Source organism: Shewanella surugensis, from assembly GCF_023284005.1.
GTDB classification, from domain to species: domain Bacteria; phylum Pseudomonadota; class Gammaproteobacteria; order Enterobacterales; family Shewanellaceae; genus Shewanella; species Shewanella surugensis.
Genome location: NZ_JAKIKS010000136.1, coordinates 1 through 14495, shown reverse-complemented (window position 1 = coordinate 14495; position 14495 = coordinate 1). Strand labels below are relative to the sequence as shown.

General features: G+C 43.6%; 10 protein-coding genes and 2 pseudogenes. 3 read left to right on the top strand and 9 right to left on the bottom strand.

Annotated elements, in window-relative coordinates; genetic code table 11:
- Positions 1 to 838 precede the first annotated feature (838 nt).
- The 9 genes and pseudogenes from L2764_RS22725 to L2764_RS22685 form a co-directional block, all read right to left on the bottom strand.
- Positions 839 to 1144, bottom strand: a pseudogene (locus tag L2764_RS22725) (transposase); the annotation flags it as partial.
- A 379-nt stretch (positions 1145 to 1523) separates the two neighbouring features.
- A complete protein-coding gene (locus L2764_RS22720) occupies positions 1524 to 3146 on the bottom strand; it encodes an aldehyde dehydrogenase family protein (protein ID WP_248942612.1) in 1623 nt (540 codons plus the stop codon).
- 99 nt (positions 3147 to 3245) lie between these two features.
- On the bottom strand, positions 3246 to 3692 hold the full coding sequence (locus L2764_RS22715; RefSeq protein WP_248942611.1) for a hypothetical protein: 447 nt from the start codon (positions 3690 to 3692) through the stop codon (positions 3246 to 3248).
- A gap of 111 nt (positions 3693 to 3803) precedes the next feature.
- Complete coding sequence (locus L2764_RS22710; RefSeq protein WP_248942610.1) at positions 3804 to 5390, bottom strand: GMC family oxidoreductase N-terminal domain-containing protein; 1587 nt, start codon at positions 5388 to 5390, stop codon at positions 3804 to 3806.
- Positions 5391 to 5476: 86 nt separating this feature from the next.
- The gene (locus L2764_RS22705; RefSeq protein WP_248942609.1) at positions 5477 to 6832 is read right to left on the bottom strand and encodes an alanine racemase; all 1356 of its coding nucleotides are present in this window, start codon (positions 6830 to 6832) and stop codon (positions 5477 to 5479) included.
- Positions 6820 to 8319, bottom strand: coding sequence for an OmpP1/FadL family transporter (locus L2764_RS22700; RefSeq protein WP_248942608.1), 1500 nt, complete (start codon positions 8317 to 8319; stop codon positions 6820 to 6822). Before L2764_RS22700 ends, L2764_RS22705 begins: the two co-directional genes overlap by 13 nt.
- 667 nt (positions 8320 to 8986) lie before the next feature.
- Positions 8987 to 10496 (bottom strand): annotated as a pseudogene (locus L2764_RS22695) (sodium:solute symporter family protein).
- Positions 10496 to 10765 (bottom strand): DUF4212 domain-containing protein, encoded by a 270-nt coding sequence (locus L2764_RS22690; protein ID WP_248942607.1) that lies wholly within the window; start codon positions 10763 to 10765, stop codon positions 10496 to 10498. Before L2764_RS22690 ends, L2764_RS22695 begins: the two are co-directional and overlap by 1 nt.
- A 331-nt stretch (positions 10766 to 11096) precedes the next feature.
- Positions 11097 to 11507, bottom strand: coding sequence for a GNAT family N-acetyltransferase (locus L2764_RS22685; protein WP_248942606.1), 411 nt, complete (start codon positions 11505 to 11507; stop codon positions 11097 to 11099).
- A gap of 381 nt (positions 11508 to 11888) precedes the next feature.
- Here L2764_RS22685 and L2764_RS22680 point away from each other — a divergent pair, with 381 nt between their 5' ends.
- The 3 genes from L2764_RS22680 to L2764_RS22670 all read left to right on the top strand — a co-directional run.
- The gene (locus L2764_RS22680) at positions 11889 to 12299 is read left to right on the top strand and encodes a type III secretion system chaperone (RefSeq protein ID WP_248942605.1); all 411 of its coding nucleotides are present in this window, start codon (positions 11889 to 11891) and stop codon (positions 12297 to 12299) included.
- 32 nt (positions 12300 to 12331) lie between these two features.
- On the top strand, positions 12332 to 12859 hold the full coding sequence (locus L2764_RS22675; protein WP_248942604.1) for a hypothetical protein: 528 nt from the start codon (positions 12332 to 12334) through the stop codon (positions 12857 to 12859).
- A 45-nt stretch (positions 12860 to 12904) separates the two neighbouring features.
- Positions 12905 to 14495, top strand: a 1591-nt coding sequence (locus tag L2764_RS22670; RefSeq protein ID WP_248942603.1) for a hypothetical protein, incomplete at its 3' end; no start/stop codon positions are given.

The window sequence follows — 14495 nt, the reverse complement described above, 5'->3', positions numbered from 1 at the left end:
TCAACTTATTGACTATGGAAAAACCTAATTATTAAAACAAACTGGACAGACCAGGTTACTGCCAGATCATAATAACCACATCCTAATGATTAATATCACTTTAACTCACCCGCTGACGTTTTAACTCATGTCTTTAAAATGGATATTCCGCACAATTAAGGTGACATTGAAAGAATTAATGTTACTAATATAATGACTACTGATTTTTATTGATAATAAAAATCAGATTAAAGCTTATATTGCAACAAATAAACAAAGTAAAAAAATTTTCTTTAATCTAACCGCCCTCACATACTTTCCAAAACACAAATTAACAACTCACTATAGAGACATTGTACCAACCTATATATCACAATTCTTTACCGATTAAATAACAGTTAATCAAGACATATACGGACGATTCCTTATAGTCAAGCTTGTTTTGAACGTAGATATCTAGCTAGGGCCATAATAGGCCTTGGTGATAGAAGAGCATTTCCTTATCTTATTTGCTTAGTTTAATGGTATCGATGCTGGCTACTTATTTTGCTAAAGCACGCTCAAGGCGGTTGTACTGACATATATACGGGCTTAACAAGATGACTTGCGCCCCTAATGAAATTAGAACCAACACACCCAATAAAAAGTAAACACCCAAGCGGATTGCTAAATTTAAGTCATATCCTTGCCTCTGACGGGTTTATGTTGGTTGGACTGAGCCATTTCTTCATCGATGCTGACAACTAAGTAAGGAATAAGGTGCTATTTGGCGCTCATACACCGACTCGGGTTATGATTACATTCTCTGATGCTACCCTTGTCTTGACCGAGCTTAACCAAATAGCGAGTTTTCTTCTCATCAATCCACCTCTGCTAAGCAGGTTTTTGCCTGATAAGGTGTTTGGTTCTTTAATAGTACCCACATGATTCTTGCTAATTTATGCGCTGTGGCGACTACGGTTTTATTAAAGCCTCGACGCTCTTTGAGTGCTGTGACCCAAACATTAAGCGCATCCTGTTTCTTGTGAGCATGGCTGACCACTGTTCTGGCACCATGAATGAGTTGTTTTCGTAAATAGCGATCACCGCGTTTGGTGATACAGCCCATTGTGCTTTTATTGCCCGATGCATATTGTCTCGGTGTTAATCCTAGCCAAACGGCGAGTTATTTTTGTATTCGCACAAAAGCCTGCCGCAGGCAATGAATATCAATAACATCACAAGCTGACAAACACTTGCCAATATCACGGAGGCCAAACGCTAGTTTATTATGAACCCAGTGTGAGTGGAAACTCACGATCTTGGCCTCACCGCAGGTGAACAATATAGAAATACTCCGTCTGGGGCTGCAGGGTGATCCAAGAGGGGATTGCTGTGGTTCCCCTTTTGGCCCACTCTTTATTGCAAGAAGGAATAAGAATCCACGACTTTAGCCTCACCGCAGGTGATAAAGAAGAGTCATCCACGATCTTCCATTAAGCGAAGCCTAATTCATAAAGTGCCCAGCCCCTATCGCGTTGCCATTCTGTCGCTAAACAGAATATCTATTCTCCCCGTTTTTTCTGCGAAAACGACTCCAGTTTCAAGCCTACTTTGGCAAAGTCGAGCCAGCGTTTGAGCCCTGTACCATACATGGCCATCATCAGCTTATCGAACAACTGATATTTTTGTCGTGTATAAGGGTACCAATTCGCTTCAATATTTTTACTCTGTTTATCAATCAAAATTGCCTTGGAATAAGTCATCCCGAGTAAACCTTCGCTTCCTTTCACCCGACCAAAGCCACTTTGTTTGGTGCCGCCAAACGGCAAGTTAGGATTGCCTTCGGTGAGCATCACATTGTTAATCGAGACCGCACCGACTTCCAGCTGCTTAGCCACTCGTTTTGCCCGCGTTAAATCTTTACTCCATACACTGGCGCTTAAGCCAAATTCACTGGCGTTGCAGCGCTCAATCAGTTCGCGCTCATCATCAAATGCATGCAAGGTCATCACTGGACCAAAGGTTTCACTGTGCATCACGCTCATGTCATCACTCGCCCCTTCGATAAGGGTCGGCGGATAAAATGCCAGCTCTGAGACTGATTTCGGTGAAACAGGTTGAGAAGATTGCTCACCCTTTGCAATAACAGCTTGATGAGCAATATCATTAGCAGTAAAAACGTCAGCCCCTAAGGCCTGTGCTTCTTTCACTTGTTCATCGATGATACTACGCTGAAAGTCAGCGGTGATCGCACCGAGATCGGCATCACCTTGATCGCCATTATTTTGTACCAGTCTCGCCAACTCCGCTTTAAGCTTGTCAACAAAAGCGGCATAAATCGATGCATGAATATACACCGACTCCACCGAGGTACAGGATTGGCCTGCATTCGTTAATCCCCCCCATAAACACCCCGCCACAGTGCGGCTAAGATCCACGTCCTCAAACACCAACATGGCATCTTTGCCACCTAGCTCTAATTCCACAGGAATGAGTAAAGGTGCCGCTTGCGCCAGAATTTTTTTACCCGTACTGGCGCTGCCGGTGAACATCACTTTATTGGGTTTCATGGCGATCATTCGCTGAGCGGTATCGCCACTGCCATACAAGACTTGCACGCAGTCATAAAACAGCGGCGCCGCCATCAATAAGTCTTCAACTACCCCCATTAACGGCGTCACTTCCGAAGGTTTAAGTAACACGCTGTTCCCCGCTGCCAATGCCGCTAAAACAGTCGTAAAACTAATATGAAAAGGATAATTCCACGGGGAGATCACCGCGACGATACCTAACGGGCAATGACTCACCAACGATTTCTTTCCCAGCAAGCTAATGGGCGTAGCGACCTTGGTATCAGCTAAAATGCCAGCTCCTTTGGCGCACAACCAATCGGCATAATCCACCACACCCATGATTTCAGCTAATTGCGCATCGGTGCGGCACTTGCCGGTCTCTAAACAGATCTGCTCAATGATGGCCTCCCGCCCAGTAAATAAGGCATTACGCACGTCGCGAATGGCCGCTAAACGCTGTTTAACACTGCTTTTCGCTAACCGATATTGTGCCAAACGAGCCGCCTGTACTTGCTGCTCGAGCTGAGCTTGCGACGTCTCTGTCACATTCACCCTTGTCAATGTATCTATTGTGCTCATTGCCGCTTTATTGTGGGCCATCGTGGCATTCATAACCATTCCCTTCCGTCTATTGGGAGCCAGATAGGCTCACCCTCTAATTTATCTTGCCTGTTTATCATTCACATGAGCTGACATTGATATCTTCTAAGCTTAAGCTTTATCAGTATCAAGAGGCTGGCAATGTAATTGAAAATCCATGGCATGGTACACCCTGGGTGTGTGCGTTAAATCATCATTCAGTCCCGAGTAATACAGGCTAAAGACCACACCTCGAAGACCTAAATCGAATAAACGCAGTTGTGTCGTGATCCATAAGGTCACTTTATTGGCCTGACTGGCCGCTAACCCCCCACTCGCCTTTCCCGACCAAGACAACAGTCGATTGATGACCCATGAAGGCAAAATGCTAACAAGGATCAGCACCCTAATAAGATCGTCTCTATCGGTTTTAGGCGTCGTACTCAAGATACTGTCCACATGCTCTATACAATGAGTCTCTGAAAACCTTGGCATTTGAGCAGTACCGGGCAATAAAAAATCCCCTAAACGGGTTAAGCCTTGGTAGGCTCTTGGCGTTAAATATTGTGAAGACATCATATTGAAACCTTATTCTCTCAATAAAAAGGCGCGTAAAAAATCATAAAAAAGACTGAATAATGAATTGCGAATAACAGCCTTTAACATTTTGGGTTTAAACTGGCTGATCGCTCAAACCTCTGTAGTGACTTTATTTCCCTCAGATTTAAGCTTCATTTTTTTCGCACTGGCGTTTGCCAAAGTCGATTTTTCAGCAGCCGATTTTAGCACTACTGTTTTCGTTTCAGTGACACTCTCAAGGACGAGATCACTCCTATCTTGTGCGGGTATATGACGAGTATATTGGCTGCGGCACGGATATTTCGCCAACAGGACTTCACTGGCCCGATGCGCCATGGCCATAATGGTCAAACTAGGATTGATCCCCGGTGCATTGGGAAAAATAGACGAGTCGGCAATGCTTAACCTGTCATAGCCCCACACCCCAAAATCACTATTCACCACACTGTTATGCACGCCCTCTCCCATCGTGCAGCCGCCCATTAAATGCAGCCCAAAAGAGAACGGGGACTTTAATACCGACTGAGCACCCACCGCATCAAACACTCGCTCCACGGCGTTAAGGCCTGCTTGAGCCCGCTGCAAGTCGGCTGGCTGTAAACGCTTATCAATGACCAATTCCCCCTTATTATTTAAGCGTATTTGGCCTTCAGTCGCATCTCTCACCGCCACTTCTATACAGGCCATATGGCGGTATTTTTGCATGAAATCTTGATGTTCTTGGCCAAAACCCGGTTTGAGCATGGCAATGGCAATCGGGCCTGCGAACACATTTTCGAGTTTAAAACCCTGCTGTCTAAACTGAGGTTCATCGGATTTGACGCTTTGAAAAGTACCTAAATGCGCATCAACGGGCTCATCAAACAATCCGATGTTCATCAGTTGGGGATGGCACGTAAAGCCTTGGCCTAAAGCGGGTAATGACGATGAAAAACCAGATTTCAGTAACAATTCAGTGCTACCTATCGCGCCTGCGGCCATGATGCAATGACGCGCCCGAATTTGCCGAGGTTGCCCTTGCTGCTCGCCAAATACGGTCACAAAGTGCTGACCGTGGATCACTTGTGTGACATTGAACTCGGTTAATAACGCCAAACCTTGCTGCCTCGCCTTGCGCAAAAAGGTGACGGGCATGCTCTGCTTCGCATCCCGTACACAACCATTGAGGCACTGCATGCAGTCGTTGCGTTGTCCGGTTTTAGCGTTATGACCACAATTATTTTGCCCGCGACGTAATCGAGTCCATTTCATGCCACATTGATCTAACCCCTGCATGAATAATTGCGCATTTCGCTGATGTTCATCATCGGTAAAGTGATGCAAGCAAAGATGTGATTCCACTTCATTATAATGGCGTTCAAAGTCGGCCAGTTGGTGCCAGTCGACTGTCGATTTGGCTTGCCAATCTTCCAAAGCCAGAGCGTCGAAACGATCCAGCAAGCATTGATTAATGACACTGCCACCGCCCAAGACTTTACCTCGTAAAAAAAGTAACTGTGCATCTTGTGAGGTATCCATGCCGCCGTTCCACATCAACTGGCTGTTAGCGTGAAGTTCATTTTTAGGGTAAGTGCGTTTGTCTAAGGCTTTTCCGGCCTCTAACATGACACATTGCGCACCCGCTTGCGTTAGATAATGGGCGAGTACACTGCCCGAAGGGCCTGAGCCAATAATGGCAAAATCATAACTTTCCTGCATTAATCAATCCCCAATGGATCCATATTGGAAAAATATCAGCGCACACAGCACTCAAACAAAACAGCATAACAACATCCCATGACACGCTACATAAAGCCCTTACCCTCGCCGCGATACGTTTGAAAATGCTGCTCAACGGACACCCCACGCACCCCATACAGTGTGGAAAACCGCTCACAGATCTCGCCCGCTTTTCCATGCCGGAAAAACACACTGTCGCCAATGGCTAAAGTCGGTACTAACTGCGCACTTGGGAGTGGATGTGAATTGGGGTTGGGATGTGTATCAATCCCCGTTGGCGAATACTGATTCTCATGGATTACTCGACTATCACTGCAGCGTAAAGGGGTTTGCACTTCCCCCGCCCCCTCATTCACATCAAGCGATAACCCTTGTGGTAAATAGGGCTGAGGTAACCTAAAACGATCAGCGGAGCCTGACGCTAAATAACCGCCTCCTGCACACGTGAAATGATTGCAATCCGGTTTTCGTACCACCTCCAATGCAAAGCCAGCAGCGGGCGCTAAACGAACATCATCATAATAATCGAATAAATGCGGGCAATAGAACCCTGATCCTACCGTCATTTCTGTCACGCTGGGATCTTGCGATGTCGAGCCTAACGATCCTGTGCCGCCGCCATTCACAAAATCCAATCTTGCTCCCGCTTGAGTTAATGCATAAACGACATTTTGGCGACGCTTAGCCACATGGGGGATACTCAGACGCTTTAACAAGCGTATGGCCAGACTTTTGAAATACTGCCCCGGCATGCGATCGCCAAGACCCGCTATTTGTGCTTCATATCCCATCACACCGACAAGCTTTACACCTAACGTTGCTTTAATCTCGTCATATAATGACAGAGCTTTTTCGACGCTGTTAATGGGCGAGCGACGTACGCCAAAATGCAGCCCAGGTAAAGACAGTGACATGTCAATATCCATACAAATAGGAAAGCACACCCCAAGCCGTTGCCCAGTGAGATCCAGTAATGCTAACTGCTCAGGTGCATCCACCATCAACACAATGCGCTGACCTTTTTTCAGCCACTGGGCAATGGATGATATGGCCGAGCTCTGCATAGAAGGATAAGCCACTAACAGATCGTCCAACCCTTGCTCGGCGAGATAAACGGCTTCTTGAGGATGAAAGCACATTATGCCCTTCAATGCGGGAGATTTAGCCAATAAATACTTCAGCATAGACACACTGCGGATCGATTTAGAGGCGACACGTAACGGCTTACCCCCACCTCGCAGAGTGAGCGCGGTAATATTGGCATCCAGTTTATCTAAATCCACATAAGCTAAGGGCAAATCTTGTGCTTTGAGTGCCTGACGATATTGCATCAATTGCGATCCTAATGCCGCCGAATTTTCTGAAGCCTGCCCCTCACCCATCAAAAAAACCGTTTTAGCATTTTTGGTTAAAATAGCCAATTAACCCCCAACGCCAACGAATTGATAGAGGTTTCCATATTACCCGACACTTCCGCGCTATCGGCGGTAAGTGAGCCTTGAGAAATATCTCGATTAAAGCTGAAGGTATGCTGATAACCCACATCAAAATATAAGGTGTCACTGAATTGATAACTGGCCCCAACAGAAAGCGCATAAAAATCACCAAAGGCAAAATCAAGGGAAACGGTTTCATCCGGTACTGGCGTTGTTTCATACGCAATTCCTGTTCGTAAGACCCAATGCGGCGTCAACTGATAACCCAGCCCTGCCGCGAAACGATAACTGTCATCCCAATTTTGCGCCGTTGAAAAGCCCCCACCATTGTCGAGTTCAATGTCTAACGTTTCAAAACGGCTCCAACGGAACCAGCTAACCGTCGCTTGTACATGCCAGTCTGTATTCAGCTGATAGACCCCACTGAGATCAAGCGTTTCAGGTGTCACTAACTCAACAGAGCCGCCTTCAACACGCGAAGTGAGCAAAGGTTCAATCATACCCACTATTGCCGGCGCACTAATGGTCGCATCGCCAGTCAGAGTATGACTAATCTTACTGCGATAATTAAGCCCAAAACGAGTGTCAAAATCTAGCTGATAAAGCACACCTATGGTATAGCCAAAGGCGAGATCGTCCCCAGTCATTTTGACATTACCATCATCGGTATACGTGCCTGAGCTATCCAGCCCTGTACACGCATCCGCCGACATACCCGAGGCCACCCCCAGCTGACAGATCCCAGCGCTATTCACCTGATTTTGAATTTCAGCTTCAATATATTGTGTATTTAGCCCAACGCCGACACTCCACGCTGAAGAAATGCGATAAGACGCCATCAAGCCTAAATTCACACTGGTGATATCCGATTTAAGGCTAAAGTAACGACCGACGAAATCGGTATCAAACTCTGAACCACTGGAATACGGCACATTTAAACTGACGCCTACATGCCAACTCGGTGAAAGCTGATAACTTAAATAAACGGAAGGAATAAGAAAACTCTCATCTAGATTGACTTGTTCCTGACCTTGAATGGCACTGGCCATCGTGGCCGATGAGGCATCAAAACTATAGCCCGACATGGTGACATCGGTTTGGGTATACACCCCACTGAGGTTCCCCACCAGCTGCATACTATCAAGGCGTACCATACCCGCAGGATTATAAAATACCGTACTGGCATCACTGGCATCCGCCGCCCCACCAGAAAACGCATCACCTAATCGTTTAGCGCTTTGCTCATCAATATAATAACCTTGTGCCAAAGCCTGCGACGTTGTCCCTAACGACAGTATGCAGGCACCAGCTAACATCATAGTGGGTAGAATGAGTGCCTGTTTTACAGCAACAGCGCATGTACTCACCCTGTATTTTAGTTTTTGATTTTTATCAAAGTGCTGGGGTGCTATTTTATGCGCGAGTGGATTGACACCTGATGCCGATTTTTTAAATGGCCATAATAAACTCATTTGTATTTCTCCAATTTATAGGAGGTGCATTTAAAAGCATCACCACTTTTGTCTTTACTCATTTAACGGTTTCATGAACCTACATTGAATATAAAAACCGTAAAGTCATACTAGGCTGACCTTAAATAAAATACCGACTTTGACGTTTTTAAATAAACCCTAATTATTATTATTTTTAAATTTAAAGTCATAATAAGCAGACTTATACCCGTGATACCTCATCACTACAGCACATACCCCCAATCACCTAGCGACAAGCTCATATATCCCCAAGCCACTTGAAAGTGCATTTTTCCAGCCAATTTTCCGCTCACTATTTCATATAGCGTAAATAACATATCAACAAACATTGATTAAATGCATTACCCTTTTGTACTAAAACAAAAGATATTTTTCGTTAAGTTAAATACTAAACACACTGGACATCGATATTAAATTAATGAAAATATAATAAAAAAACATATCAAGGGTAACTTAAAAAACCACTCAAAAGACGACTAGGTGCATTATTATCAACTATATCTCAATCATCCAATAATGAAATCATCATTTTCCCTTAGCTCGTCCCAGATTTAAATAAAAAATGAAATGATAACTTAAATAAGAAAAAGTGGTGTATCGATTTTCTCACAAAACAATTAACAGATATTTGATCCCGTATCATCATTTAAATATATACTGGTCGACTAATATTATCGACTAAGGCTTTCACACTTTCGGGGGTGGCTGGTGTCACTCGACACACCACCAGCGCCACCACAAAATTAAGCAGCATACCTAAAGTGCCTATCCCTTCTAGCTATATACCCAACCACCAGTTTGCTGGCACATTTATACTGAATGTGGCAATAAACTTGAAGTAAATGATATAACTAGCGGTAAACGTTATCCCCATCAGCATACCCGCAATAGCCCCTTCTCGATTCATGCCCTTATAAAAGATCCCCATGATAATGGCAGGGAAAAAAGATGATGCCGCGAGTCCAAACGCAAATGCGACCACAGACGCCACATAATCGGGAGGATGTACGCCCAAATATCCCGCAATAACGATAGACACAGCCACCGCTATTCGCGCATATAGCAGCTCTTGTTTATCCGTAATATCGGGCATCAAATTCCGCTTACACAAATCATGTGAAATTGCGCTTGAGATCACCAGTAATAAGCCTGCCGAGGTGGATAACGCGGCCGCAATGCCACCTGCGGCAACCAATGCAATCACCCAGTTCGGTAAATTGGCAATTTCAGGATTGGCCAACACCATGATATCACGATCAATAATCATCTCATTACGATCATCCCTCGCATAATACATGCGCCCAGCCTGTAGATCGGCGAGCATCTCGCACTTTAGGAACGGTAAAGAAACGCACGATCACATGGGGTAAGCCAGCCGTTCCCACCATCAACGCCGCGGTAATAAAAAAGACATCAATGGTACTCTTGATACCCTGTGTATAGGCCGCAAAACCCAGATCATGAGACAAGCCATCCAACCTATCCAATAAATACATCCCAGAACCATCATTCATCGTCGCACCAAAACCGAACTGAGGAATAAGATGGCCCGTCATGAGTATCGAAATAAAGACTGCCGGTACAAGGTAGGCAAAAATCAACACACAATACTGTGCCACTTGGGTATAAGTAATGCCTTTCATGCCCCCCAATACCGTATAAAAAAACACCACACCCATGCCTATCATGACACCTGTTACAATATCGACCTCTAGAAATCGCGAAAACACCACCCCGACACCGCGCATCTGCCCGGCAACATACGTAAAAGAAATAAAGATGGTACACACCACCGCCACCGTACGAGCAGTCTGTGAATAATAGGCGACACCGATAAAGTCCGGCACAGTAAACTTGCCAAACTTGCGTAAATAAGGCGCAAGGCAAAGCGCTAACAGCACATAGCCCCCCGTCCATCCCATTAAGAATACACCGCCATCGTAACCCATAAACGAAATGAGGCCCGCCATAGAAATGAAGGACGCAGCAGACATCCAATCTGCCGCAGTGGCCATACCGTTTGCCACTGGATGTACTACGCCACCACCCGCGACGTAAAACTCATTCGTTGAGCCCGCTCGGCTCCATATGGCAATGCCGATATACAACACAAAGCTCGCGCCTATCATAAGAATAGTCAGCGTTTGAACATCCATTATTCATCCCCTTCATCGACACCATAGCGCTTATCCAGAATATTTATCCGCCAGACATAAACAAAAATCAGCACCACAAACACATAAATAGCGCCCTGATGCGCAAACCAGAAGCCTAATTTAAAACCAAAGAATGTGATTTGGTTGAGCACATCAACCAAAAGAATACCGCAACCAAAAGACACAAAGGCCCAAATGGCGAGCAAGCTTAACACCAAGCGAATATTCGCCCGCCAATACTGTTTTGCTCGCAAGGCGTCATTATTCACAATCGTTCCCTCCACTGTCGAATATACGGGTGATAAATAGGGGGGACGGTTCTAGCAAAATCGAATAGATTGATTAAAAAACCATTTAATATCATAAGGTTACTCTTTATTGATATTTAACATGAAAATATCAATAAACACCCAGTAACAACATCGCCCATACATACTAAAACGCATATTTGGAGCACTTGGCTTAGGGGTCAATAAGCAGAACAGCAAGGAGGACGATATGATTTGGCCATATAAGTGCAAGAATAGCCGTCATATCGCCGTTATAATGAGGAGTGGGGGAAATTAAGAATTTAAGGTTTAAGTTAAAAATCAAAATAATCTAATCATCCGGCTTATACTGCATTCCGAGTCTGTCGGATGGCCACGAAACATAACCTTGTCGATGATAAAATGACTTTGTTTCCTCCGCGGCAAATAAATGAATAGTATTCACACTGACACCTTTGCATTGCTCTGTAATATTGGACACCAGTTGACTGCCCACGCCTTTATTTTGATATTCAGGTAACACCATTACATCGTAAATAGCGGCATACATCACTCCATCCGATAAGGCGCGAGCAAAACCTATCAATTTTCCATCGTCATAAGCCGATACCGTAAAAGTGCTATTAGAAATGGCTTGTTCAAGACATGCTTTATTCAAGCAATAACGATCATTCCAACCCGTACTTAAAAACAAAGGCCAGTAATCATCAATTTTAGGAATATCATTAATATACTCAATCATCGATACCCGCCTTATCGCCACCCTACTGAATAAAAATCAAAAAATGATTCAATAACCTCTTCGATTATAGTACAGACACTCTATGGCCATTTACATGCGACATAAATACAGACTCCTCACGCAACAATAAACACACCAATAAAACGACACACTCTGGACTTTATCATCATTCACCGTGATATCAAATTTAGGGTCTTTATGATTGTTGCTCGAAAATAACACGTCCCAAGCAATGGCCAGCCCCCAAGCCTCCTTGTCTGACCAGTTTTGGTTAGCTAATGCTAATATTGATATCAAATATATATTAATCGTTTAAATTACCCAAACTAACTTCACTAGACTTAAGTTTAAAACCCCACTTTAAGGTAGCAAAGGTAACAAATGTATAAAGATGACTTTATCGCTCAATTAAGACTTGAGTTGGGTAATCCAGCATTGGCATTTAACAGTGATAATGTTTGTCGATTAGTAATTGATAATCAGCTCGTTATCGACTTAGAGTGGTTAGATGATGATGCACTTTATATGTACTCTGACATTGGGCATAGCCAACTATTATCCAAAGAGCAATTGACTCTTCTACTTGAAGCCAATGCATTTGGCCAAGGAACGGGAAAAGCTTGCATCGCAATTAACAATCAACACGTTACATTACAGCAATTACTTTCAAATGAAGCATTAAATATTGCCAATTTTACAGGTGAACTTGAATTATTGATTGCTCATGCTTTGCAGTGGCAAAATCATTTGTTAACCCGCTCCAATATTAATAGTAATGAGACGGTAACCTAGTTACCCAAGCATTTTCACATGAGGCTTATCATATGCTAGAGCAAGATATTCGTACCCTACTGACACAAGCTGGGTTACCCATTCCCCCTCTTCCAAGACAACTGCTCCCTAAACTCAATGAGCATGATAATTTAATGCTTAGCACTCAACCGCTTATAAGCTCACCCTATGATTTACCCCAATACTTAACAGAGCTATCTGCAATTGATGATGACTTCTTTGCTTTAGGGCAAGCAGGCTATGGTATTAATAATTGGGTATTTTACTACTATCTGAAATGGAACAAGTGTACTTTAGCAATACAAATTCCTTGGGGGGGCGCTCTATTAGAGCCTAATCTTGCTAAGAAACAACTTGAAGCCCGTTTTAGTATATTGAAAGATATCTTATCTCAAGTACACAAGAAACACCTTGCCTTTGCAGCTCAACTCATTGTGATCGATTCAACATTGTATCCTCAGGGTTGGGGCTGGCAACATTCTGACTCCGCACCGACATGGTATGAGGATAACTTGCCAGTACTCGAACAAGTCCAGCAAGCATTAACTCAATCCTTTTAATCTTTCCCCACTCGATACGCTCATTTGTATTTTAAGGATCCTCCCTTGACCGATTTTAGTTTAACTCTCGATAGAGCACAGCAAAGCACGACGATAACGGATACTAACATTCAACATTCAACCCTATCAAAAAAATACTCTATTGATACAAACTCTCAAGGAATAGCCCAAGCTTGTCAGCATAAGAATTTTATTCTACGTACAGGAGAAGAACTCTTAGTGGGTATGAAGCAACTGCGAGATTTCATTGTTAATTTGGGTGATAGTGAAAGCATACAAAAGCTAGCAAATAATCGAATAGAAAACGCCACCGGTAACTTTAACCAACGCCTTGATTTTTTAGTGGATAAACTATCCAGTAAAGACCTTAAAGTCGCAACAACTCAATTTACCATGCTTAGGCATCAAGCCAATCTTATTGAATGTGATACTCAAGTTAAAGATTATGACTCACTACTCATGGAAGGATTAGATCATAAGCTAAATACATTAAGTGATAATGAACTAGATCAAATAGAAGCCACATTACTCACGTATAAAAAAGCCGATTTTTCACAAAACAAACAAGATTATCTAGAACAAGTTCGCCAGTGCGTGGCTAAACATCAAATTGCTCGCTCACCACTAACTGAGCAAACAATGACAAAACTGCTCACAGCATTGGAAAACCCTAACGTACAAAGTTTAGCCACCATCAATGATGCCTTAGCACCGTTAAAAAACCAATGCGGAAAACTGAATGTACCTTATGAAGTAAACTTAAATTCTTTATTACGTTTAAGCCTCTACTCTATGGCCGTCACAGATGGAGAACTGCACCTTTTAAATCAGAAACTAACCAATGCTAGAGCAGAGATTAATCAAAGTGCCACAGATCTAAAGGCCCAGCTTAAAAGCAAAACCATTGACCAAACTGAATACGCCAACAAACACAATGCACTTTATTATCAATCTGAACAAATGACAGCAGTCCATCAAGCCGTGCATACCGAGCTGTTTTTAAACATGGCTGATAACATCAAAGCAAGCCCTAGGGTCCAAAATGAACTCGACACACAAACTAAACATGAAGTCGAAGCAGGGATTACCTATTTAAAGGACTTCATCAATACCGCGAGTGAAGATGAAGACAGTCAATCTCTGGAATTAAGAGCAAGACAAGGACTACAAAAATTATCATTATCAGAAACCGCTTTAAAGCAACTTAACCTAGAAATGCTCAACTTAACCACTGAAATGCGCGCCGATCCTAAGCAAGCATTAGGTAATCAATTAAAATCATTCAATGCCGAAATATCACATATTTCCGAAGCGATCAGAGCTGGAGTAAGGGCTGTCCGGCATGAATATTTATTAACACAAACAAACCAATTTACCGATGATAATTTATCTGGGAAAATGAGGCCGCTCGGAAAAGGCGCTGCCCATGAGGTGATGCAAGCTAACTACGGCAACAGTATCAAAGTCTTTAAAGGCGACGATGAAAAGTTAGCCTCACAAAGTGGAGGTCACTTCATTGGTGCATTGGCCATCGGAATTGACCATAGCTCCCCAAGGCTGTTAGAACGCGCCGTGGTTACCAGTCGAATCGATACTTTATTAGGCTTTAATATATCCGCTAAAACCGACTTTGCTC

Coding starts and splice junctions, on each gene's coding strand:
- L2764_RS22720 (WP_248942612.1), bottom strand. CDS start 3,146: ATGAATGCCACGATGGCCCACAATAAAGCGGCAATGAGCACAATAGAT.
- L2764_RS22715 (WP_248942611.1), bottom strand. CDS start 3,692: ATGATGTCTTCACAATATTTAACGCCAAGAGCCTACCAAGGCTTAACC.
- L2764_RS22710 (WP_248942610.1), bottom strand. CDS start 5,390: ATGCAGGAAAGTTATGATTTTGCCATTATTGGCTCAGGCCCTTCGGGC.
- L2764_RS22700 (WP_248942608.1), bottom strand. CDS start 8,319: ATGAGTTTATTATGGCCATTTAAAAAATCGGCATCAGGTGTCAATCCA.
- L2764_RS22685 (WP_248942606.1), bottom strand. CDS start 11,507: ATGATTGAGTATATTAATGATATTCCTAAAATTGATGATTACTGGCCT.
- L2764_RS22680 (WP_248942605.1), top strand. CDS start 11,889: ATGTATAAAGATGACTTTATCGCTCAATTAAGACTTGAGTTGGGTAAT.
- L2764_RS22675 (WP_248942604.1), top strand. CDS start 12,332: ATGCTAGAGCAAGATATTCGTACCCTACTGACACAAGCTGGGTTACCC.